Below are 22,403 nucleotides of genomic sequence, written 5' to 3'. Positions count from 1 at the left end.
CTAACCAAAATAATGTATCTCATTGTAAAAAATTCTTTCGTATTGAGGTAGTAATAAAATGTAGCTTGAATTTGGTCAGGATGAAGAAAATATGTACTGTCTAAAAGAGTATACAATTCGTAGATTAAAGCGAAGACAGCGTTTTATGATAAATAGAACGCATCCCTTTAATCGATGCTATTAAATAAAAAAGAAGGTACTCCCTTGATCATCTTGAGAGATAATCATCAATAACCTTCGTTAAAAATTATATACGTAAATGAAAAAGAGTTCAACCGTATTACGTCTTTTCAAAACAGTATGTAAAAAGAACCGCTTCTTAGTAAGAAGCGGTTCTTTTTTATATTTCTGTTAAGATTATCGGTTCGCCGCGTGTTACAACAACTGTATGTTCACATTGTGCAACAAGGCTTTTGTCAGGTGTAACGAATGTCCAACCATCGTCACCGCGCTCGATAATATGATCAGCTTTCATAGAAATGAATGGCTCTACAGCGATAACAAGACCGTCTTTTAGAAGTGCACTATCCATTGGATCAAAGTAGCTTAAAATGTGGTTTGGTGCTTCATGTAAGCTAAGACCAATGCCGTGACCAGTTAAATTTTGAATCACATTGTATCCATTTTTATGTGCAAAGTTTGAAACAGCACGACCAATTTGATTTTGCTTTGAACCAGCTTTCACCTTTTTCATTGCTGCCCAAAATGCATCAACCGCTGCTTGGCAAAGCTTTTCTTTTGCTTCATCTTCTCCAAGTACAAATGAAATACCTGTATCTGCATAATAGCCATCAAGTGCAGCAGATACGTCGACGTTTACTAAGTCGCCGTCTTTTAATACGCGGTCTCCTGGAATACCGTGAGCAACTTCTTCGTTCACACTAATGCAAGTTACACCAGGGAAATCATATTCTTTTTCAGGTGCAGAGATAGCACCGTGCTCATCTAATACTTTTTTACCGATCAAATCAAGCTCTTTCGTTGTCATACCTGGCTTCGCTTCTTTTTTCATTTCTTCACGTGCAAGCGCAACGATGCGGCCGATTTTTCGTAAGCCTTCTAAATCTTGTTCATTACGAATAATCATGAAAACCACTGTCCTTCCTCGAATATATATCTTACCCGATTGTATCATGTTTATTTTCGTCCTGCTACTCGCTTGCGGTATGTGGGTTGATTCCTCTCATAAGGAATACATGACAATTGTCATATCGATGTCATGACGCATCATACTGTTTCCTAAGTTTTCCAAAACGTACAATGTAAATATAAGAAACAGCGGGGGTGGAGAGATGGAAAAGATTATTGAAGTAAATGGTGTTTCTAAAACATTTAAATATAAAAGTGCAGTAAATAACGTTTCATTTCATGTAAATAAAGGAGAAATCGTAGCACTACTTGGACCGAATGGTGCAGGGAAAACGACGACGATGTCAATGATGCTTGGATTAAAGGATCCGACGGAAGGGACTGTTTCTATATTTGGAAAGAATCCTAAGCATAGAGATGTTCGTAATAACCTCGGTGCGATGCTACAAGAAGTAAGTGTCATTGATAGCATTACAGTAGAAGAGGCAATTGAGTTATTCCGTAGTTATTATAAGAATCCGGTAGCGAAAGAAACGCTGCTGCAGTTATCAAATTTAGAATCAGAGCGCAAGCAAAGATGTGAGAAATTATCAGGTGGTCAAAAGAGAAGGTTAAATTTTGCACTCGCACTTGCAGGAAATCCAGATTTGCTATTTTTAGATGAGCCGACAGTTGGGATGGATATTACGTCTCGAAGAACGTTTTGGGAAACAATTCGAAAATTAGCAAGTGAAGGGAAAACAATTATTTTAACGACGCACTATTTAGAAGAAGCAGATGCCTTGGCGAATCGTATTTTATTATTTGCAAATGGAAAGATTATCGCAGATGGTACACCAGATGAGATGAAGGCGACGATTTCTCGAAAAACAATCAAGTTTTATTCGAAGGAACATATTCCTGCAAAATTACTAAAAGAGTTACCAAACGTAACAGAAGTACAATCAAGCGAAGGGCACTTTACTTTAACAACTGAAGATACAGATGCAACGTTAAAGGCAATTTATCAAAAGAATTTACCTGTAACAGATGTTTCAGTTGAACGAGGAAGTCTTGACGAAGCATTTGAACAACTTGTCGCAAATCAGAAGGAGGAAATCGCATGAAAGCTTTATGGATGCAATGCAAAATAGAAATTTTACGTACGTTCCGCAATAAATTATTTATCTTTTTCTCATTATTAATGCCAGTTATGTTTTACTACATTTTCACAAATGTTATTCAAGTGCCACAAAATGGAGATGCGTGGAAAGCACATTATTTAATCTCAATGGCGACGTTTAGTATTGTAGGGACGGCACTTTTTAGTTTTGGTGTAAGAATTTCTCAGGAAAAGGGGCAAGGGTGGACACATTTGTTGAAAGTTACACCACTTCCAGAGGGAGCGTATATAACAGCTAAGATCATCGCTCAAACAGTAGTGAATGCTTTTTCAATCTTAGTTATCTTTATCGCAGGAATATTAATTAATCATGTTGAGTTAACAGTAGGACAATGGATTGGTGCTGGATTATGGTTGTTGTTAGGTGTAACACCATTTTTAGCATTAGGAACAGTAATAGGTTCTATTAAGAAGGCGGATGCAGCAGCAGGTTTAGCAAATATTTTAAATATGAGTCTAGCTGTAATTGGTGGTCTATGGATGCCAATCGAAGTATTCCCGAAAATATTAAGATCTATCGGTGAATGGACACCAACATACCACTTCGGAAGCGGTGCATGGGATATTGTAGCTGGAAAATCAATTGGATGGGAAAACATCGCGGTATTAGGAGGTTATTTCCTTATATTTGTTGTAATATCAATATATATAAGAAAAAGACAGGAAGCGGTATAAATGATAGAGAAGAAAAGGATTGAGATTTTCCCGAAACATATGGGTTTCTTCCCGTATATGTGGCTTGTGTATTTAGCGTTTCCGATTTATGCACTTGTACAAGAGGAGGGCTCAAGGTTAATGTTTGGGGCTGGCATGCTAATTCTTTTTGTATTAGCATACCGACAGTTATATTTTGTTACAAAAATGTTCGCAATGTGGGCTTGTATGCAACTGGTTATAGCCTTGGTATTTAGCTTTTTCTATAGTCCGTATCTTATTTTTTTATGTTTCTTCACATCAAATGCCATAGCATTCGCACCTACGAAAAAAATATTCCGTATATTATTGGGCTTATTAGTTGTAACGCTTATAACATTTGTATATGGTGCGGGTTTTTCATTTACAAGCTTTATAAATACTGTCCCGATGCTTATTTTGATGCTTGCTGCGCCTTTCGGTATGCGCAATTTTAATCAAAAAAAGATATTAAGAAATCAATTAAACGAAGCAAACGAACAAATTAAAGACTTAGTAAAACGTGAAGAACGACAGCGGATTGCAAGAGATCTTCATGATACGTTAGGGCATACGCTATCTCTTATTACGTTAAAAAGTCAGCTCGTGGAGAAGTTAATTGTAAAAAATCCGGAGCGTGCTAGTGTGGAAGCGAAGGAAATTACACAAACATCTCGTACAGCATTAAAGCAGCTAAGGGAATTAATTTCTGATATGCGTATGATTACAGTAGAAGAAGAGCTCAAGCAAATAAGGGCGATCTTACAAGCGGCTAATATTGAGCTAGAAGTGAAGCAGGAAGCAAGTTCGAGTTCGTTATCACCAATTGAGCAAAACATTGTTGGGATGTGTTTACGCGAGGCTGTTACGAATGTTGTAAAACATAGTAAGGCGAAAAAGTGTACAGTTTCTGTATTAGAATCGCAAGGCGAGCTGATTTTGAAAGTAGAAGATAACGGAATCGGTTTAGCAGATCAAAACCAAGATGGAAATGGCATTCGTGGTATGAAGGAGCGCATCGCTCTTATTGATGGGTTTGTTGAACTGGGTACGATCAATCCAGGGACACTATTAATAGTAAAAGTACCAGTTGTTATTCGAACAGGAAAAGATGAGGTGAGGGCATGATTCGAATTATTATTGCAGAAGATCAGCGGATGCTTCGTGGTGCATTAGGGGCCCTACTTGATCTAGAGGATGATATTGAAGTAATTGGGCAAGCTGCGAACGGGGAAGAGGCGCTAAAACTAATTGAATCGCTACAACCTGATGTAAGTATTATGGATATTGAAATGCCAATTCAAAGCGGATTAGATGTTGCGGAAACGTTAAAGAAAGAAAAATCAGTATGTAAGGTAATGATTTTAACAACATTTGCGCGCCCTGGATATTTTGAGAGAGCGATGAAAGCTGGCGTGCACGGATATTTATTAAAAGATAGCCCAAGCGAAGATTTAGCTGCATCGATTCGTAATGTGATGAAAGGAAAGCGAGAAATCTCTCAAGATTTAATGTTCGGTTTATGGCAGGAGCAAAATCCACTATCAGATCGCGAAAAAGAAGTATTGTTACTTGCGAAAGAAGGAAAGACGGCAAATGAAATTGCGAAGGCACTTTATCTTTCACCTGGTACAGTACGTAATTATATTTCTGAAGTATTAACGAAACTTGATGCGAAAAATAGAATTGAGGCAATTACAATTGCGGAAGAAAAGGGATGGATATGAAAAGAAGTTTACCTATAATTGGTGAACTTCTTTTTTCTTATGAACAATCATTTCACTAGGGAGTGCCATCTCAGTTGAATCGCTCGGAATTTGAAGTATATCGTGTAATTTAGATTTTACTTCATTTTTCGACAAAAAATTTGTTATAGTTAGATTAGGTTGTCGGTCTGGATTTTGGACGAATTTTCCACTAACAGTTGTAATTACTCCATTTTTATCTACTTTTACAATGAAATCTTGATTATATACTTTATAGTTTTTGTAAGTTTGTGCAAGGTGAACTTCGGTTTGATTTTCTTTTGTTTCTTTATTTGTAGGTTGGGAATCTATATTCATTTCCGTTGTCACTCACTCTTGTTGAGCTTTCGCCTCTTTTATATCATCCTTTAAATACTTTTTTGCCATATTTTTTTGTATCATTTTGAGGTTTGTTAATTTTCAAATCGTTAAACTAGGCTGAGAAATTTCAACTTTTATTTCATTTCAATCTAGTTATTGGGTGTGAATAGCTTCTGTTGATAAAGGATAAAGGAGATCGAATGCAATGAAAGCACGGGCGAATTTTCTATAATTTATCTATAAAACTACTAATCTATTATTGTATGTGAGATGGATTGTATGAAAAATTTGCCGAATTTTATATATATTATGCATTATTTCATATCAAAAATTGTCGAATTCACATTATTGTAGTGGTATGACAACTTAATAAATTAGATTGTTATAATGGGATGGTGAGTACGTATGGACGCAGAAAAATTAGGAAGTGAAATTAAGAAGATTAGGGTAATGAGGGGATTAACACAAAAACAGTTATCCGAGAATATATGTCATCAATCGGAAGTGAGCCGAATTGAATCGGGCGCAGTATACCCAAGTATGGATATATTGCAAGGTATCGCAGTGAAATTACAAGTTCCCATTATTCATTTTTATGAGGTACTTATTTATTCTGATATTGAAAGAAAAAAGTTATTTAAAGATAGAATTCAAATGTTGAGTAAGAAGAAACAATATGCTGAAATTTATAGCATTATTTCAGCTGAATTGAAAAAAGAAAAAGTTCATCCGGAATTTAATCAGTTTCTTCTTTGGTATTATTACTTATCTGCATATGTTTTACAGAAAATTAATTTTGAATATTGCATTTTAGAGTTAAAAAAAATTGTACATCAACCATACGGAGGGATAGATGTATTTCAAAATTTATATATCGAAAATTCTATTGCAAGCATTTGCGCAGAGAATAATCAATTAGATAGGGCAATAACTTCATTTCGAGCTATTTTAGAACAGTTAGAATCGCTACATAATGATGAAGCCTTCACAGTTAAAGTTCGATACAATTATGCAAAGGCCTTATATTTGAGTGATCAGTTTGAAGAGGCATTGTACCAAGTAAATGAAGCGATTGAAGCTTCTCGTTATATGGGAAGTATGGAATTAATCGGTCAATTGTATTATCAAAAGGGTGAGTGCCTTGAGAAATTAGAGTGTTCATCAGGTGATATTAAAGAAGTGTATGAAAAGGCGTCTTTCTTCTTTGATTTATTAGATTTACATTCGTACAAAGAAACCTTATTAAAAAAAAAGAAGTATTTAAATTAAAATGATTTGAAATATGTATAGTGTTATATTTCGTAAGTTACATCCACAAAATGTGATGGTATCTCCAAAAAATGGGTATGCATAATTGCATAAATTGTAGATAAATTTTCATGATATATTATAAGAAAACAATGTGGGTGATGGAATATGAAAAAATTACTTATTGGTAGTCTATTAACGTTAGCAATGGCATGGGGTATTTCATTAACAGATACAGCTTTAGAGAAAAGTCAAGTGATTTCTCATAATGATCAAGAGGTACAATTAGCTTCAGATTTACCATTTGAACATTAAAAAAACAACCGTCTTACTTAGACGGTTGTTTTTTTGTGGAGTAACCTCCAAACGTCTTTACTAGAAACAGGCTTGCTAATAAAGAATCCTTGAATGTGGTCACAGTTTTGTTCATATAAAAACTTCCATTGTTCTTCCGTTTCTACACCTTCTGCAATAACTTCTAAATTTAGTTCTTTTGATAGTGTGATAATGGAAGAAATAATTGCTTCTTCTAAAGGACTATTTGTAATACCGCAAATGAACTCTCGAGCAATTTTTAATGTGTTAATTGGATATTGTGTTAAATAAGCTAAAGAACTATAACCAGTTCCGAAGTCATCAATTGAAATTTGAATACCGAGATTTTGAAGTTGTTCTAGTTTTGCAACGACGGATTGATTTTGATTAATGGCGATACTTTCTGTAATTTCGATATCTAGTGCTTCTGGCTTTAGTTCTGTTTCTTCTAACACTTTTGAAATAGTATGGATTAAATGTGCATGGTTAAATTGAACAACAGATAAATTCACACCAACTTTTAAGTGAGAAAAACCTTGATTATGCCACCTTTTTGCTTCTAAGCAAGCAGTATGTAAAATCCAATTTCCAAGTTCAATAATAAATCCAGTCTCCTCCGCTAGAGGAATGAATTGGGCAGGAGATACGATGCCGAGCTTTGGATGCTTCCAGCGAATTAATGCTTCAAAACCGATAATTTGTTTTGTTGTTGTATTTACTTGTGGCTGATATTCAAGGAAAAATTCATTTTGTTGTAATGCTTTTGCAAGTTCGCCTTCTAGGAAGTTACTCTCATTTTGAGCAATACTCATTTCTTTTGAGAAGAAAACAAATCTGTTTTTTCCATTTGCTTTCGCGCGATACATAGCTATATCGGCATTTTTCATTAATTCGGTTACATCAGTTCCATAATCAGGATACATTGCAATTCCGATACTTGGTGTAATAGAGAGTTCTTCATCTTTAATAAAGAATGGTTTGTTTAGAATGGTTAAAATCTGTTCAGCTATAAAGATTGCACTTTTTTCTGAGTACATATCTGGTAATAGAATTGTAAACTCATCTCCGCCTTGGCGAGCAACGACATCCTTTGAACGCAAGCAACCACGTAATCTCTTTGCTACTTCAACTAATAATAAATCTCCGATGTCATGCCCAAGTCTATCGTTAATTTTTTTGAATCGATCTAAATCAAGGAACATGACGGCAACATCATTTGCGTTAGTTTGAGCTGTATTTAAAATAGTTTTTAAATCTTTTTCAAACTTTCGGCGATTTGGTAAACCAGTAAGTGCATCATGAAAGGCTAAATGTTCTACTTGTTTTTGTTTTTCATATAAAGTTGTAATATCGCGGGCTATGCCGAACATCCCAACAACTTCTTTATGTATGAAAATAGGGATGAGTGTGATATGAAGGTAATAGTAGTAACCCTCGTTTTCTTTTGTACGAACCTCTAAAGTTTGAGGTCTACCTTCTTTTGTTATTTGTAACGCTCTCTTTAATAGATCATGGTCTTTTGGGTCAATGAAATGTAAAAGAGAATAGCTTGTTACTTCACAATAGTAGGCAGTGAATAAACTTTCGCAAGCCTTATTAGACTGTTGAAAAATCCCATTCATATTTAAGGAGAAAACCGCATCAGGATGATCTTCGAATAAAGATTTATAGCGCTGCTCACTTTTGGATAACGCAGACGCCCCTTCTTCAACTTCGTCTTCTAGTTGTGTAGTCAACTCTTCGTAAGTATCAATTAATGCTTGATTATCTTTCCACATATAAAGTTGGCGTAAGAATAATAAGATGAGTGATAATACTAGGCCGATTAACATGAATTTATTATCCCAAGGTTGAATGACAATAAAGGAAAAAGTAATAACTATACTAAAATAAGGTAATATAAAGCGTACATAGTCAAATCGATAATACTTTGTTTTCGTTTCATGTTGCATTGGTTTATCCCAAATGTATAGTATAGACGACAAACCGATTAATAAAATCGAAGCAGTATGTATTAAGTAAGAAAACTCAGAAGAGGTTTCCATCCCCGCGTTTAATTGGAACAGATGTATATACCCGTACACAAGTATGATAGTAAAGCCAATAATTAATGAGATTCTGCTAGCAGAATATTGTTCTCTTCTATATAGGCTAATAACGGCGTAGATTACTAATGATTGTGCAATAAAGTATCCAATTAATATCCAGGTATCTGTTGTTAACATACGAAAGCTCGAAAGATCCAAAATAAAAGTTAAGGTAAAATAAATATTCATAATAACAATAAAAATGCTATCAAATGAAAATTGAGCAAGACCTCTAATAGAGTAATGTTTTACAAACTTTATAGCAAAGCCAGCAAAGAGCAAAATATATTGTACGATGAAAAAGGGCAACGCTTTATATGAGAATATAACTTGTTCATATATAGAAAGTGAATGAAGAAATAAGGTTATCTCCATTGTCAATCCACATAGGCAAGTGCATAGTACTAAAACCCAAAATAGTTTGTCACCGCGCTTCATTTTTTTAATTGCTTTATATAGGCAATAGCAAGAAAAGAGTGTAGCGAAACAAAATAAGAAAAGGATTCCAATTTCTTTTATATTCAAGTCCTTAGGGATAAGAAATATCCAAAGGGAAAATATAATTATATACATCGTGACAAATTGTACATATTTCTTTTGATTAATCATATTATGACTCCGTTTCAATAAAGTTGAATCGCAGGTGGAAAATGCTAATTCCAATCATAGCATATAAAATAGGGTATTTTTTACTATAAAAATTACTTTTTTTGAAAAAAATAGCGCAACATTACAATTTACCATTGTAATGTTGCGCTATTTATTCTTTTGATTCCTCTTATAGAGGATAATTCGTGTATGAATTGCAGCATTGCTAAATCTTTCCGTTTACTTTCAATCATAATATCAAAATTTTGATTGATTTTTTTGGCAATCTGTAAGAAAGGCTTAATAAACTCCAAATCAATATATTCAGCGTGAGCCCTAAATTCTTTTTCTGATTTAGGAGAAGAAATGTGAACTTTAGGAGGGATATTTGTATGTGACCAAGTTTCAAAAATTGCAGGAAGTAACGCTTCTAGCGGTTCTTCGCAAAGGTTTGCCATGTGATGATGATAATCAAATACGAATGGGATTTTTTCTTTTTGGCAAATAGATAAAGTTTCAGCTGTTGTATATGTTTTATCATCATTTTCAAGTGTCATTTGCTTTTTTATATGTATAGGAATTCTTTTTATATTTTCATGGAAACGTCCAACTGCTTGTTCTTTATTTCCATAGGCACCACCTACATGGATGTTAATATAAGAAGAATCTGCAATTCCTATTGCATCTAATACTTTATAATGATAGGTCATATCTGTAATAGCGTTAGTTGTAATGTGCGGTTTGTCGCTTGTAAATAGCGTAAATTGATTTGGATGAAAACTTACTCGTAAATTGTGTTCTTTAATTAATGCCCCAATTTTACGCCAAAGCGGTGTAAATACCCCGATATAATCAAATTCGACTTCCGGATGCGTTGCAAGTGGGACGATGGAAGAAGACAAGCGATATAAAGGAATTTCATGCGCTATATTGTAATGAAGAATACGTATTGTATGCTCAAGATTTTGCCTTGTAACATCGTACAATTTCTCTTCTCGTTCTTGTTTACTAAGCTTTTGAAAGCTTGTAAATGTCATCGTTTTGGCAGGAGAACAGTCCCAGAGTGCCATTGCATGTGAGACATATCCGAACCGCATAATCATAATGAATACATCTCCTTTAGTCATTATCTTTCCTATAGGAAAAAAGCGAGTATCGTTCCTATCCATTCTTTTCCTCTATCAATAAGAGAAATCGGGCTAACATCTTTAAAGGAAAGTAATGCCGCGTTTTCTAGATCTTCATGGAATTTGTTTTTAACTGTTTGTATAAAATGTTTATCATATAAAAGGCAGTTGATTTCATGGTTAATATATAAACTTCTCATATCAAAGTTTGCAGTTCCGATATCACAAATGTAATCGTCCGCTATAATAACTTTAGCGTGAAAAAAACCTTGTTGAAATGCGTAAATATTACACCCGGCTTGTATTAACTTTCGGCAATATGGGAATTTCGCTTCGCGAACCAGGGCGTGATCCGCTTTTTCTGGAACGAGAATCGTGATTTGAACACCACGTTTTCGTGCTTCTAATAATGCGTTCATAATTTTTTTCCCAGGAATGAAATATGGTGTACCGATAAAGAGTTCTTTTTCCGCGCTTTCAATTAAATATAAAAATGTATTTTGCAAATAGGCACCATCAGTAGGGATAAAACGATGTAGAATGATTCCTGGTTGTTGCGTAGGAAAATAAAGAGATGAATCTAATAAATTTTGATATGTATCGTCGAGCCAATCATGTAAAAATTGCTTTTGTAAATCTTGCACCCCTTCCCCTGTAAGACGTAAATGATAATCGCACCATAATCCTAATTTTTGATTATGCCCTAAATATTCTTCTCCAATATTAAATCCACCAATATAACCAATTTTCCCGTCAATAACTGTAATTTTTCTATGATTTCTTTGATTTGCAGAAAAGAAAGGGAAAGGAAACTTCACTTTATGACAAAATGAAAAAGAGACACCATGTTTTTGTAGGGAGCGAATTGCCTCGTTTGACAAATGGTGGCTTCCTAATTGATCGAGTAAAAGTCTTACTTCAATTCCTTCCTTTGCCCTATCTATAAGTAACTGTAAAAATTCACGACTGATTTTATCGTTTTTTACAATGAAGAACAAAACGTGCACATGATGTTTCGCCTGTTTTATATCAGTAAATAGGGCGTCATACAAATCTTTTCCGTATGTATAAAGGTGAAAATTACTTTGACGTAAAGGGAAAGAACGAGAGCGCACACGTTTTAAATGAACAATTCTCCCGTAAGAAAGATCGATTACAATCCAGAGAGCGCTGCCTATTAACAAGAGAGATAAGAAGAACATGAGTAAATTCCCTCCTTCACGGTCTTTTCACCAACAGTTTTTTATAAATTAAACTTTCACTTTATAGTTTTACCGAAATAAACACCTTTATTAAAAAATATGTTGTTGTATAACAAAAAACTGTTGACTGAATGCTCACTCATTATATAATGAAGATAGGGGATAAAATTCAGAAAATTATATGTTTTTGAAGATTCTAAAAAAGAAAGAGGGCTTACAAAGAGAGGGGTAGCATAAAAATGAATAGCTTACTGATCATTAATTGGCTGGCTGCCATTGCTGTTATTGCTTATGCGGGATATTTGTTTGTGTATCTTATACGAACGAGGATGGCCTACATACAGTTAGGAAAAAAGATTGAATTTGACCGTCGTTTTAAAGAGCGTTGGGACCTCCTTAAGGTCAATGTTTTCGGTCAGAAAAAGCTGCTGAAAGATAAAAAGAGCGGCATTATTCACGTTATGTTCTTTTACGGATTTATTCTTGTCCAATTTGGAGCAATTGACTTCGTTTGGAAAGGACTCGCACCAGGATCACATCTTCCACTTGGACCACTATACCCTGCATTTACATTCTTCCAGGAAATTGTCACACTTGTTATTTTAATTGCAGTCTTTTGGGCTTTTCATAGACGTTATGTTGAGAAGTTAGTTCGTTTAAAACGTAATTTCAAATCAGGCCTTGTTCTTATCTTTATTGGTGGCTTAATGATTTCTGTGCTACTCGGTAATGGGATGGGAATTATATGGCACGGCGAAGAGCTTTCATGGAGTGAACCAATCGCTTCTGCAATCGCTTACGTTTTCTCGGGAATAAATGAAACCGTAGCCATTTCTGTGTTCTATTTCTCTTGGTGGGTACATCTACTAATTTTGTTAACGTTTTTAGTGTATGTCCCACAATCAAAACACGCGCATTTAATTGCGGGACCAGTTAACGTTTTCTTCGGTCGTCTTTCAAATCCAGGGAAACTTGAAAAGATTGACTTTGAAGATGAAACGCAAGAAACATTTGGTGTTGGTAAAATTGAAGACTTTAGACAAAATCAGCTTATTGATTTATACGCTTGCGTAGAGTGTGGTCGCTGTACAAACATGTGCCCGGCAACAGGAACAGGGAAAATGTTATCGCCGATGGATTTAATTTTAAAACTTCGCGATCATTTAACTGATAAAGGAGCAGCAGTGACATCAAAAGCACCGTGGGTTCCCGTAGTTGCTTTTAATAATACACAAGGAAATCAGTTAGCGATGATGGCAGTTGGGAAAGGGCAACAAGAATCAGCGGCTACAACGCTAGCTTACGATCCGAGTTTAATCGGAGATGTTATTACAGAGGAAGAGATTTGGGCTTGTACAACGTGCCGTAACTGTGAAGACCAGTGTCCGGTTATGAATGAGCATGTTGACAAAATTATTGATTTACGCCGCTATCTCGTTTTAACAGAAGGAAAGATGGACGCGGAAGCGCAGCGTGCGATGACAAACATCGAACGTCAAGGGAATCCGTGGGGACTGAACCGTAAAGAGCGTGAAACTTGGCGCCAAGGTGATGATGAAGTAACGGTTCCAACTGTAAAAGAAAAATCGAAAGCTGGCGAGGAGTTCGAATATTTATTCTGGGTTGGTTCAATGGGATCATATGATAATCGTAGTCAGAAGATTGCGATATCGTTTGCGAAGTTAATGAACGAAGCAGGCATCTCATTTGCGATACTTGGTAATAAAGAAAAGAATTCTGGAGATACACCGCGCCGTCTTGGAAATGAATTTGTCTTCCAAGAGATGGCGACAAAGAATATCGAGGAATTTGAAAAAGCAGGAGTGAAGAAAATCGTTACGATTGATCCTCACGCTTATAACACATTTAAAAATGAGTATCCAGACTTTGGCTTGCAAGCAGAAGTCTATCATCATACAGAATTGTTAGCTCAGTGGGTGAAAGAAGGACGCTTAAAACCTGTTCACGCTATTGAGGAAACAGTTACGTACCATGATTCCTGTTACTTAGGAAGATACAACGAAGTATACGAAGCGCCGCGCGACATTTTGAAAGCAATTCCTGGTGTGAATCTTGTAGAAATGGCACGTAACCGTGAAACGGGAATGTGCTGTGGCGCAGGTGGTGGCCTAATGTGGATGGAAGAGACAGCAGGTTCACGTATTAACGTTGCTCGTACAGAACAAGCACTAGCTGTGCAACCATCCATTATCGGTACAGGTTGTCCATATTGCTTAACGATGATTAGTGATGGGACGAAAGCAAAAGAAGTAGAAGAGAAGGTTCAAACTCTTGATGTAACAGAGATTTTAGAACGCTCTGTTATCGGACAGAAGAAAGAAGCAATGTAATCTGCAAGCATGAATACAACTTTAGAGAGAGGTGCAATCATTGCACCTCTTCTCAACGTAACAATACCGAGCGAGCGCTCGGTGCTAAAAAAAGAGATGGGGGAAATAAATATGAGTAAAACAGTTATTTTAAGTGCTGCAAGAACACCGGTTGGGAAATTTGGAGGCTCTTTAAAAGACGTGAAAGCAACAGAGCTTGGGGGAATTGCAATTAAAGCAGCGCTTGAAAGAGCAAATGTTTCTGCTAATGATGTGGAAGAAGTTATATTCGGAACAGTTATTCAAGGTGGACAGGGACAAATTCCATCACGCCAAGCTGCGAGGGCTGCTGGAATCCCTTGGGAAGTGCAGACGGAAACAGTGAATAAAGTTTGTGCATCAGGTCTTCGTGCGGTTACGTTAGCGGATCAAATTATTCGTACTGGCGATCAATCACTGATTGTAGCTGGTGGTATGGAGTCGATGAGTAACAGTCCTTACATTTTACGCGGAGCAAGATGGGGATACAGAATGGGCAATAACGAAGTAATCGATTTAAACGTTGCTGACGGTTTAACATGTGCATTTTCAGGTATACACATGGGTGTTTATGGCGGAGAAGTTGCGAAGGAAGATGGAATCTCTCGCGAAGCACAAGATGAATGGGCATATCGTAGCCATCAGCGTGCAGTTTCCGCGCATAAAGAAGGACGTTTTGAAGAGGAAATCGTGCCAGTAACGATTCCGCAAAGAAAAGGCGATCCTATTGTCGTTGCAAAAGATGAGGCGCCACGCGCGGATACAACGATTGAAAAATTAGCGAAATTAAAACCTGTATTTGATAAGACGTCAGCAGTGACAGCGGGTAATGCGCCAGGACTAAACGATGGTGGTGCTGCGCTTGTATTAATGAGCGAAGACAGAGCGAAGCAAGAAGGAAGAAAGCCATTAGCAACAATTTTGGCACATACAGCAATTGCAGTGGAGTCTAAAGATTTCCCAAGAACGCCGGGTTATGCAATTAATGCATTGCTAGAAAAAACAGGCAAGACAATTGAAGATATCGATTTATTCGAGATTAATGAGGCATTTGCAGCGGTAGCAATTGCAAGTACAGAAATCGCAGGAATTGACCCAGAAAAATTGAATGTAAATGGCGGAGCTGTAGCAATGGGACATCCGATTGGGGCAAGTGGAGCGCGTATTATCGTTACACTTATCCACGCACTGAAGCAGCGCGGCGGCGGAATTGGAATTGCTTCGATTTGTAGCGGTGGCGGTCAAGGTGATGCAGTGATGATTGAGGTTCATTAATTTACGGCGAGAAAACGATTCATTTATTACACACTTATATTAAGGGGGAAGAAAGAATGGGTGTACAAAAAATAGTTGTAATTGGTGCGGGACAAATGGGATCGGGAATTGCGCAAGTGTGTGCAATGGCAGGATATGATGTGAAGGTACAAGATTTAAAACAAGAGCAATTAGATAGAGGATTGGCTATTATTACGAAAAATTTAGCGCGCCAAGTAGAAAAAGGACGCATGAAGGAAGAAGAGAAGGAAGCAACGTTAAATCGCCTTACAGTAACGCTTGATTTAGATTGTGTGAAGGAAGCGGATCTTATTATTGAAGCAGCTGTTGAGAAAATGGATATTAAAAAGAAAATCTTTGCGAATCTAGATGAAATTGCTCCGGATCACGCAATTTTAGCGACGAATACTTCATCTTTGCCAATTACAGAAATTGCAGCGGTAACGAAACGTCCGGAGAAAGTAATCGGTATGCACTTTATGAATCCGGTTCCGGTTATGAAGCTTGTTGAAATTATTCGTGGTTTGGCTACAGATGATGCGGTATATGAAACGATTGAGGATATTACGAAGAAAATTGGGAAAGTACCAGTTGAAGTAAATGATTTCCCAGGGTTTGTATCGAACCGTATATTATTACCGATGATTAACGAGGCAATCTATACGTTATATGAAGGTGTAGCGACGAAAGAAGCGATTGATGAAGTAATGAAACTCGGTATGAATCATCCGATGGGGCCTTTAACGCTCGCTGATTTTATCGGTTTAGATACATGTTTATACATTATGGAAGTTTTGCATGAAGGCTTAGGTGATAGTAAATATCGCCCATGTCCATTACTACGTAAGTACGTAAATGCAGGATGGTTAGGACGTAAAACAGGTCGTGGTTTCTACGTTTACGAATAAATTCCCCTTTGTTACAAAATAGTGGTCTTACCAAATTATTAAAAGGATATATAGCAAATGGAGGCGGAGTATATGAACTTTCTTTTTACTGAAGAGCAGCAAATGATGAGGAAAATGGTTCGAGATTTTGCACAGAAGGAAATAGCTCCCTTTGTTCCTAGTATGGAACAAGGGGTGTTCCCAAAAGAGATTTTGCAGAAGATGGGTGAACTTGGATTAATGGGAATTCCAGCGCCTGCAAAATATGGTGGGGCAGAAATGGATTTTATTTCTTACATTTTAGCAATTGAGGAAATTTCAAAGGTAAGTGCAACGGTTGGTGTAATTTTAGCTGTACATACGTCAGTTGGAATGAATCCGATTTTATACTTCGGAACAGAAGAACAGAAGCAGAAATATGTTTCTAAACTTGCGACTGGTGAATACTTAGGTGCATTTGCATTAACAGAACCAAATGCAGGATCAGATGCAGGTAGTTTGAAATCAAGAGCTGTAAAGAAAGACGATCACTACATTATTAATGGATCGAAAGTATTTATTACGAATGGGGGCGAAGCAAGTACATACATTGTATTCGCTTCTACAAATCCAGAGGCAGGAAAAAGCGGGATTTCTGCATTTATAGTAGAGAAAGATACACCAGGCTTAATTATCGGAAAAGATGAGCATAAAATGGGACTTCTCGGTTCTCGCACGGTACAACTTACGTTTGAAGATATGAAAGTGCCGGCTGAGAATTTACTTGGTGAAGAAGGACAAGGATTTAAGGTGGCAATGGCGAATTTAGATGTTGGAAGAATTGGAATCGGAGCGCAGGCATTAGGAATCGCGGAAGCGGCGCTCGCATGTGCGATTGATTATGCGAAAGAACGTGAACAATTCGGAAAGCCAATTGCGGCGCAGCAAGGAATCGGATTCAAACTTGCGGATATGGCAACTAGTGTAGAAGCGGCGCGATTACTCGTATATAGAGCGGCATCGCTAAGAGCACAAGGATTACCATGCGGTAAAGAAGCATCTATTGCGAAATTATTCGCTTCTAAAACAGCTGTTGAAGTTGCGATTGAAGCGGTGCAAGTATTTGGTGGTTACGGTTATACGAAAGACTATCCAGTAGAAAGATTTTTCCGTGATGCGAAAATCACGCAAATATATGAAGGAACGAGTGAGATACAGAAACTTGTTATTAGCCGAGCTTTATAAAAGCACAAGGGGGAGACGGGCATGCATTTTAAACTATCAGAAGAACATGAAATGATAAGAAAAATGGTTCGGGATTTTGCTAAGAACGAAGTAGCACCGACGGCAGCTGAGCGTGATGAAGAAGAGAGATTTGATCGTGCACTATTTGATCAAATGGCAGAGCTTGGTTTAACAGGCATTCCGTGGCCTGAAGAGTACGGCGGAATTGGAAGCGATTACTTGGCTTATGTAATTGCTATCGAAGAACTATCTCGTGTTTGTGCTTCAACAGGTGTGACGCTGTCTGCACACACTTCACTTGCTGGGTGGCCGATTTTTAAATTCGGAACGGAAGAACAAAAGCAAAAGTTTTTACGACCGATGGCAGAAGGAACGAAAATTGGCGCATACGGTTTAACGGAGCCAAGTTCTGGTTCAGATGCTGGCGGAATGAGGACAACTGCGAAACGAGATGGAGACCATTACATTTTAAATGGATCGAAAATCTTTATTACAAATGGTGGTATTGCTGATATTTATGTTGTTTTTGCGTTAACTGATCCTGAATCGAAGCAGCGTGGTACGAGCGCGTTTATTGTGGAAAGTGATACACCAGGATTTTCAGTTGGGAAGAAGGAAAGCAAGTTAGGGATTCGCTCTTCACCAACAACTGAAATTATGTTCGAAGATTGCCGTATTCCTGTAGAGAACCTACTTGGGGAAGAGGGCCAAGGATTTAAAGTTGCGATGCAAACATTAGATGGCGGCCGTAATGGTATTGCTGCGCAAGCAGTCGGTATTGCGCAAGGAGCTTTAGATGCTTCTGTAGAATATGCAAGAGAGCGTCATCAGTTTGGGAAACCAATTGCGGCGCAGCAAGGGATTGGCTTTAAACTTGCAGATATGGCAACGGATGTGGAGGCGGCGCGTCTTCTAACATATCAAGCAGCTTGGCTTGAATCGGAAGGACTTCCGTATGGGAAAGAGTCGGCGATGTCCAAAGTATTTGCAGGTGATGCAGCGATGAAGGTGACGACTGAAGCGGTACAAGTATTTGGTGGTTACGGTTATACGAAAGATTATCCAGTAGAACGTTATATGCGAGATGCAAAGATTACACAGATATATGAAGGAACACAAGAGATTCAAAGGCTCGTAATTTCTCGTATGTTAACGAAGTAGGAGCAAAGGCGTAGGGATTTTCCTACGCTTTTTCCTTCCAAAAAATAATAGAGAGAGGTGAAGGGGATGGTTAAACATAATGTACATGCGTCCGTGAAAGATGAAAAATTAGTCGCGTTAAGGCGTGAACAAATGATTAAAGGTGCAGTGCAATTGTTTAAACAAAAAGGATTTCCGCGTACAACAACGAGAGAGATTGCGAAGGCAGCTGGATTTAGTATCGGAACGCTTTATGAATACATTCGCACAAAAGATGATGTTTTGTATTTAGTTTGTGATAGTATTTATGAGCATGTAAAAGAAAGATTAGAGGAAGTAGTTTGTACAGAAAAAGGGAGTATAGAAAGTTTAAAGATAGCAATAACGAATTACTTTAAAGTGATGGACGAATTGCAGGAAGAAGTATTAATAATGTATCAAGAGGTACGATTTTTACCGAAAGAATCACTCCCGTACGTATTAGAAAAGGAGTTTCAAATGGTAGGAATGTTCGAGAATATTTTAGAACAGTGTACGGAAAATGGGACATTTACATTAAATAAAAAAGAGATACAGCTTCTGGCACATAACATTTTCATACAAGGACAAATGTGGGGATTTAGACGTTGGGCCCTGCAAAAACTGTATACGCTTGAAGAATATACAGAAATGCAAATTAGGTATGTACTGCAAGGAGCGCATATGTTTCCGAAATAAGGAATAGACAAATTATAATTTTATTACCATATTAAAGTTTCCCGTTTTTTTTGTAGCATATTTGTGCGACTTTTGTTTATAATGAATAGTATGGATTTTTTTAAGCAGACCGTTATATATAAGGTTATATTTGAAGAAAGGAAGTGCCGCATAAGTGAATTTTAAGCAATATTCACCAGAAGAGCTAAAAGAATGTTCAATGATTGAAGTTGTACATAGCGTTTTAGGGGATAAAAGACAAGCAACGACATTCAACGAGTTGGTTCGAGAAATCGCTCAAGTGCTGGGACTATCTCAAGAGCAAGTTAATGCGAAACTCGCACAATTTTATACAGATTTAAACATCGATGGACGTTTCATTAATTTAGGAGAAAATCGTTGGGGGCTACGTAGCTGGTACCCATATGAGCAAATTGATGAAGAAATCTTACCTCAGCCAAAACCGAAAAAGAAACGTAAAGTTGAAGAGGACGGTTTTGACGACTACATCGAAGAAGATGAAGACTTCGACGATGCAGACGCAAATGAAGAAGAAGAGGTAGAAGATTTGGACAAGGTTCTTGAAGAAGAAGACGGAGATGACGATGATCTTGATGATTTAGATGAAGATGATGACGATGACTTCGCTGAAGAAGAACTTGAGTACGATGAAACTGAAGAAGAAGAAGAGGAAGAACTGTAGTTCTTGACTTTTCATTATCGTCCATGTAGAATCATTTTTGGGCTCTTTAAAAAAGGACGATAATACTTTTAAAGTGTAAATATAAAAGAAAATTGCTCCCTACTTATTACTTTATGTGATGAGGGGAGCAATTTTCTTTTTTGTTTTTTGTTTAGAAAATAAAAAGAGTCTAACAATAAGATGGATACAGTGTTATCTACATACGTTGCGCTTTGCAACGGTGATTATATAACAGCAAAATAGGAGGGAGCTTTTTCATGACTAAGTATATTTTTGTAACAGGCGGTGTAGTATCGTCTTTAGGAAAAGGTATTACAGCAGCATCTCTTGGAAGACTTTTAAAAAATCGTGGTTTAAACGTAACGATTCAAAAGTTTGATCCATACATTAACGTAGACCCAGGGACTATGAGCCCATACCAACACGGTGAGGTATTCGTAACAGATGATGGTGCAGAAACTGATTTAGACCTTGGTCACTATGAGCGTTTCATTGACATCAACTTAAACAAATACAGCAACGTAACAACAGGTAAAATTTACTCTTCAGTTCTTCAAAAAGAGCGTCGTGGTGAATACCTAGGAGGAACAGTTCAAGTTATTCCTCATATTACTAACGAAATTAAAGAGCGTGTATACCGTTCTGGTCGCGAAACAAACGCGGACGTTGTTATTACAGAAATTGGTGGAACTGTTGGTGACATCGAGTCTCTACCATTCTTAGAAGCAATCCGCCAAATTAAGAGCGACATCGGTCGTGACAATGTAATGTACATTCACTGTACGTTAATCCCGTACTTAAAAGCAGCGGGCGAAATGAAAACAAAACCAACGCAACATAGCGTTAAAGAGCTTCGTAGCTTAGGTATTCAACCAAATATTATCGTTGTTCGTACAGAATTGCCTGTTTCTCAAGATATGAAAGACAAGCTTGCCTTATTCTGTGACATTGATACAAAAGCAGTTATCGAAGCACGCGATGCAGATACTTTATATGCGGTTCCATTATCTCTTCAAGAGCAAAATATGGACCAAATCGTTTGCGATCACTTAAAATTAGACAATCCAGCTGCAGATATGACAGAGTGGACTGCGCTAGTTAATAAAGTACGTAACCTTTCTAAGAAAACAAAAATCGCTCTTGTTGGTAAATACGTAGAGCTTCAAGATGCATACATTTCTGTTGTAGAAGCACTTCGTCATGCGGGTTATTCATTCGACACAGATGTAGAAGTGAAATGGGTAAACGCTGAGCACGTAACAGCAGAGAACGTACAAGAATTAGTAGGAGACACAGATGGTATCCTTGTACCAGGTGGCTTCGGTGATCGTGGTGTAGAAGGTAAAATCGTTGCAATTCAATATGCTCGTGAAAACAAAGTTCCATTCTTAGGAATTTGCTTAGGTATGCAACTTGCATCAATCGAATTCGCACGTAACGTATTAGGATTAGAAGGAGCTAACTCTTCTGAAATTAATCCTGACACACCTTATGCAATCATCGACCTATTACCAGAACAAAAAGATGTAGAAGACTTAGGTGGTACACTTCGTCTTGGTCTATACCCATGTAAGCTTGCTGAAGAAACAAATGCATACAATGCTTACAATGAGCCAGTTGTATATGAGCGTCATCGTCATCGTTATGAGTTCAACAATCAATTCCGTCCGGATATGGAAAAAGAAGGATTTGTATTCTCTGGTACAAGCCCAGACGGCCGTCTAGTTGAAATCATTGAATTAAAAGATCATCCTTGGTTCGTGGCAGCACAGTTCCACCCAGAACTAGTTTCTCGTCCAAACCGTCCACAACCATTGTTCCATGACTTCGTAAGAGCTTCTATTACGAATAAAGAGAGCAAGTAATAAAAAAAGCGCCTGAAATAGGGCGCTTTTTTTAATATTCATTTAACATTTCATCGATTGTAAATTTGATTCCATGATATGTAAATAAAGCTATCATTAAACTTGGGAATCCGTAGCGATTGCCTTCATCGTCTGGAATAAGGCCTTTTAACAGCTTAGTATCAATATGTACATCTGTATATTGTTCTAGTGATTCAGTACCTTCTTGAATAGCAGAGATGCCGACAATAGAGTGTCCATCAGCTTGAAGTTTTTTTGCTAGTGCTACAACTTCTTCATCTGTTGAAAAACGGCTAATAAGAAGTACACGATCTGCAGAAGTTACTTCTACTTCTTTACCATTTTCAAATAATCGTTTTGCTTGCTTCATTGGTTCAGCGCCAAATAGTGCTTCAGCAACAACACCCTCCATTTCATTTGTACCATGTAAATAAATGAAACCTTCGCCAATTAATGCTTGAGCAAGTAGACGGGCGCTATCTTCTATATTCATTTCCTCTTTTTGAGAAACTCTGGAGAAATAACCACTTAATTGAGTTGAAAAAATCTTTAACATAATATTACTCCCTTCGTACGTGTTTACCGGCTTTCATTATAGTGTATTTTTTTAGAAAGGTGAAATCGAAGGTAGCATAACAAAATAGGAAACGGTAAAATAAGAAAGAATAGGAAGGAATTTGCCAAAGAA

Annotated in this window: 20 protein-coding genes; 14 read left to right on the top strand and 6 right to left on the bottom strand. The window is 37.1% G+C overall.

Annotated elements, in window-relative coordinates:
* Positions 1-340: 340 nt before the first annotated feature.
* Positions 341-1,135: a type I methionyl aminopeptidase gene (gene map / locus ACTFOB_RS23640; RefSeq protein ID WP_440027528.1), complete on the bottom strand. Its 795-nt coding sequence runs from the start codon at positions 1,133-1,135 to the stop codon at positions 341-343.
* 157 nt (positions 1,136-1,292) lie between these two features.
* Here map and ACTFOB_RS23635 point away from each other — a divergent pair, with 157 nt between their 5' ends.
* From ACTFOB_RS23635 to ACTFOB_RS23620, 4 genes are read left to right on the top strand one after another with little or no spacing between them, the layout of a single operon-like run.
* On the top strand, positions 1,293-2,195 hold the full coding sequence (locus tag ACTFOB_RS23635; protein WP_440027530.1) for an ATP-binding cassette domain-containing protein: 903 nt from the start codon (positions 1,293-1,295) through the stop codon (positions 2,193-2,195).
* Positions 2,192-2,926, top strand: coding sequence for an ABC transporter permease (locus tag ACTFOB_RS23630; RefSeq protein ID WP_440027532.1), 735 nt, complete (start codon positions 2,192-2,194; stop codon positions 2,924-2,926). The genes ACTFOB_RS23635 and ACTFOB_RS23630 overlap by 4 nt, the downstream gene beginning before the upstream one ends.
* Complete coding sequence (locus ACTFOB_RS23625; protein ID WP_440027534.1) at positions 2,927-4,051, top strand: sensor histidine kinase; 1,125 nt, start codon at positions 2,927-2,929, stop codon at positions 4,049-4,051. It abuts the gene before it with no gap.
* The gene (locus tag ACTFOB_RS23620; protein WP_440027536.1) at positions 4,048-4,650 is read left to right on the top strand and encodes a response regulator transcription factor; all 603 of its coding nucleotides are present in this window, start codon (positions 4,048-4,050) and stop codon (positions 4,648-4,650) included. The genes ACTFOB_RS23625 and ACTFOB_RS23620 overlap by 4 nt, the downstream gene beginning before the upstream one ends.
* A gap of 12 nt (positions 4,651-4,662) precedes the next feature.
* On the opposite strand, the gene ACTFOB_RS23615 is transcribed toward ACTFOB_RS23620, so the two are convergent.
* On the bottom strand, positions 4,663-4,998 hold the full coding sequence (locus ACTFOB_RS23615) for a bacillolysin (protein WP_440027538.1): 336 nt from the start codon (positions 4,996-4,998) through the stop codon (positions 4,663-4,665).
* Between the two features lie 396 nt (positions 4,999-5,394).
* Here ACTFOB_RS23615 and ACTFOB_RS23610 point away from each other — a divergent pair, with 396 nt between their 5' ends.
* Complete coding sequence (locus ACTFOB_RS23610) at positions 5,395-6,258, top strand: helix-turn-helix domain-containing protein (RefSeq protein WP_440027539.1); 864 nt, start codon at positions 5,395-5,397, stop codon at positions 6,256-6,258.
* A 147-nt stretch (positions 6,259-6,405) separates the two neighbouring features.
* Positions 6,406-6,552, top strand: coding sequence for a quorum-sensing peptide PapR (gene papR / locus ACTFOB_RS23605; protein WP_000734740.1), 147 nt, complete (start codon positions 6,406-6,408; stop codon positions 6,550-6,552).
* Positions 6,553-6,569: 17 nt separating this feature from the next.
* Here the strand turns inward: papR and ACTFOB_RS23600 are convergent, their stop codons facing one another.
* From ACTFOB_RS23600 to cls, 3 genes are all read right to left on the bottom strand, one after another.
* Entirely contained in the window at positions 6,570-9,248 is a 2,679-nt protein-coding gene (locus ACTFOB_RS23600) for a DUF4084 domain-containing protein (protein ID WP_440027543.1), read from the bottom strand.
* A 128-nt stretch (positions 9,249-9,376) separates the two neighbouring features.
* Positions 9,377-10,330 (bottom strand): UV DNA damage repair endonuclease UvsE, encoded by a 954-nt coding sequence (gene uvsE, locus ACTFOB_RS23595; RefSeq protein WP_440027544.1) that lies wholly within the window; start codon positions 10,328-10,330, stop codon positions 9,377-9,379.
* 32 nt (positions 10,331-10,362) lie between these two features.
* Positions 10,363-11,556 (bottom strand): cardiolipin synthase, encoded by a 1,194-nt coding sequence (cls, locus tag ACTFOB_RS23590; RefSeq protein WP_440027546.1) that lies wholly within the window; start codon positions 11,554-11,556, stop codon positions 10,363-10,365.
* A gap of 239 nt (positions 11,557-11,795) precedes the next feature.
* Between cls and ACTFOB_RS23585 the strand changes: the two genes are divergently transcribed.
* The 8 genes from ACTFOB_RS23585 (at position 11,796) to pyrG (ending at position 21,715) form a co-directional block, all read left to right on the top strand.
* Positions 11,796-13,907, top strand: a complete 2,112-nt coding sequence (locus ACTFOB_RS23585) for a heterodisulfide reductase-related iron-sulfur binding cluster (RefSeq protein ID WP_151630169.1) — start codon at positions 11,796-11,798, stop codon at positions 13,905-13,907.
* Positions 13,908-13,916: 9 nt separating this feature from the next.
* The gene (locus ACTFOB_RS23580) at positions 13,917-15,200 is read left to right on the top strand and encodes an acetyl-CoA C-acetyltransferase (protein ID WP_440027547.1); all 1,284 of its coding nucleotides are present in this window, start codon (positions 13,917-13,919) and stop codon (positions 15,198-15,200) included.
* A 56-nt stretch (positions 15,201-15,256) separates the two neighbouring features.
* Complete coding sequence (locus ACTFOB_RS23575; RefSeq protein ID WP_071710803.1) at positions 15,257-16,108, top strand: 3-hydroxybutyryl-CoA dehydrogenase; 852 nt, start codon at positions 15,257-15,259, stop codon at positions 16,106-16,108.
* 72 nt (positions 16,109-16,180) lie between these two features.
* Positions 16,181-17,311 carry an acyl-CoA dehydrogenase gene (locus tag ACTFOB_RS23570; protein ID WP_151630172.1) on the top strand — a complete coding sequence of 377 codons (1,131 nt, stop codon included), beginning with the start codon at positions 16,181-16,183 and terminating at the stop codon, positions 17,309-17,311.
* A gap of 21 nt (positions 17,312-17,332) precedes the next feature.
* Positions 17,333-18,472 carry an acyl-CoA dehydrogenase AcdA gene (gene acdA, locus ACTFOB_RS23565; RefSeq protein WP_440027549.1) on the top strand — a complete coding sequence of 380 codons (1,140 nt, stop codon included), beginning with the start codon at positions 17,333-17,335 and terminating at the stop codon, positions 18,470-18,472.
* A 66-nt stretch (positions 18,473-18,538) separates the two neighbouring features.
* Positions 18,539-19,168 (top strand): TetR/AcrR family transcriptional regulator, encoded by a 630-nt coding sequence (locus ACTFOB_RS23560; protein WP_000238598.1) that lies wholly within the window; start codon positions 18,539-18,541, stop codon positions 19,166-19,168.
* Positions 19,169-19,322: 154 nt separating this feature from the next.
* Positions 19,323-19,850, top strand: a complete 528-nt coding sequence (gene rpoE / locus ACTFOB_RS23555) for a DNA-directed RNA polymerase subunit delta (protein ID WP_151630174.1) — start codon at positions 19,323-19,325, stop codon at positions 19,848-19,850.
* A 257-nt stretch (positions 19,851-20,107) separates the two neighbouring features.
* The gene (gene pyrG, locus ACTFOB_RS23550) at positions 20,108-21,715 is read left to right on the top strand and encodes a CTP synthase (RefSeq protein WP_016079639.1); all 1,608 of its coding nucleotides are present in this window, start codon (positions 20,108-20,110) and stop codon (positions 21,713-21,715) included.
* Positions 21,716-21,746: 31 nt separating this feature from the next.
* On the opposite strand, the gene ACTFOB_RS23545 is transcribed toward pyrG, so the two are convergent.
* On the bottom strand, positions 21,747-22,271 hold the full coding sequence (locus ACTFOB_RS23545; protein WP_440027551.1) for a DUF2529 domain-containing protein: 525 nt from the start codon (positions 22,269-22,271) through the stop codon (positions 21,747-21,749).
* Positions 22,272-22,403 lie beyond the last annotated feature (132 nt).

Origin of the sequence: Bacillus cereus group sp. MYBK79-1, from assembly GCF_051915365.1 — a bacterium.
GTDB lineage: Bacteria > Bacillota > Bacilli > Bacillales > Bacillaceae_G > Bacillus_A.
The sequence above is the reverse complement of the archived record's forward strand: the minus strand, read 5'-3'. Positions and strand labels throughout refer to the sequence as shown.

What these genes read in the sequence shown, in the direction of transcription:
- map (WP_440027528.1), bottom strand. Translation starts at nt 1,135, where the DNA reads ATGATACAATCGGGTAAGATATATATTCGAGGAAGGACAGTGGTTTTC.
- ACTFOB_RS23635 (WP_440027530.1), top strand. Translation starts at nt 1,293, where the DNA reads ATGGAAAAGATTATTGAAGTAAATGGTGTTTCTAAAACATTTAAATAT.
- ACTFOB_RS23630 (WP_440027532.1), top strand. Translation starts at nt 2,192, where the DNA reads ATGAAAGCTTTATGGATGCAATGCAAAATAGAAATTTTACGTACGTTC.
- ACTFOB_RS23625 (WP_440027534.1), top strand. Translation starts at nt 2,927, where the DNA reads ATGATAGAGAAGAAAAGGATTGAGATTTTCCCGAAACATATGGGTTTC.
- ACTFOB_RS23620 (WP_440027536.1), top strand. Translation starts at nt 4,048, where the DNA reads ATGATTCGAATTATTATTGCAGAAGATCAGCGGATGCTTCGTGGTGCA.
- ACTFOB_RS23610 (WP_440027539.1), top strand. Translation starts at nt 5,395, where the DNA reads ATGGACGCAGAAAAATTAGGAAGTGAAATTAAGAAGATTAGGGTAATG.
- papR (WP_000734740.1), top strand. Translation starts at nt 6,406, where the DNA reads ATGAAAAAATTACTTATTGGTAGTCTATTAACGTTAGCAATGGCATGG.
- ACTFOB_RS23600 (WP_440027543.1), bottom strand. Translation starts at nt 9,248, where the DNA reads ATGATTAATCAAAAGAAATATGTACAATTTGTCACGATGTATATAATT.
- uvsE (WP_440027544.1), bottom strand. Translation starts at nt 10,330, where the DNA reads ATGATTATGCGGTTCGGATATGTCTCACATGCAATGGCACTCTGGGAC.
- cls (WP_440027546.1), bottom strand. Translation starts at nt 11,556, where the DNA reads ATGTTCTTCTTATCTCTCTTGTTAATAGGCAGCGCTCTCTGGATTGTA.
- ACTFOB_RS23585 (WP_151630169.1), top strand. Translation starts at nt 11,796, where the DNA reads ATGAATAGCTTACTGATCATTAATTGGCTGGCTGCCATTGCTGTTATT.
- ACTFOB_RS23580 (WP_440027547.1), top strand. Translation starts at nt 13,917, where the DNA reads ATGAATACAACTTTAGAGAGAGGTGCAATCATTGCACCTCTTCTCAAC.
- ACTFOB_RS23575 (WP_071710803.1), top strand. Translation starts at nt 15,257, where the DNA reads ATGGGTGTACAAAAAATAGTTGTAATTGGTGCGGGACAAATGGGATCG.
- ACTFOB_RS23570 (WP_151630172.1), top strand. Translation starts at nt 16,181, where the DNA reads ATGAACTTTCTTTTTACTGAAGAGCAGCAAATGATGAGGAAAATGGTT.
- acdA (WP_440027549.1), top strand. Translation starts at nt 17,333, where the DNA reads ATGCATTTTAAACTATCAGAAGAACATGAAATGATAAGAAAAATGGTT.
- ACTFOB_RS23560 (WP_000238598.1), top strand. Translation starts at nt 18,539, where the DNA reads ATGGTTAAACATAATGTACATGCGTCCGTGAAAGATGAAAAATTAGTC.
- pyrG (WP_016079639.1), top strand. Translation starts at nt 20,108, where the DNA reads ATGACTAAGTATATTTTTGTAACAGGCGGTGTAGTATCGTCTTTAGGA.
- ACTFOB_RS23545 (WP_440027551.1), bottom strand. Translation starts at nt 22,271, where the DNA reads ATGTTAAAGATTTTTTCAACTCAATTAAGTGGTTATTTCTCCAGAGTT.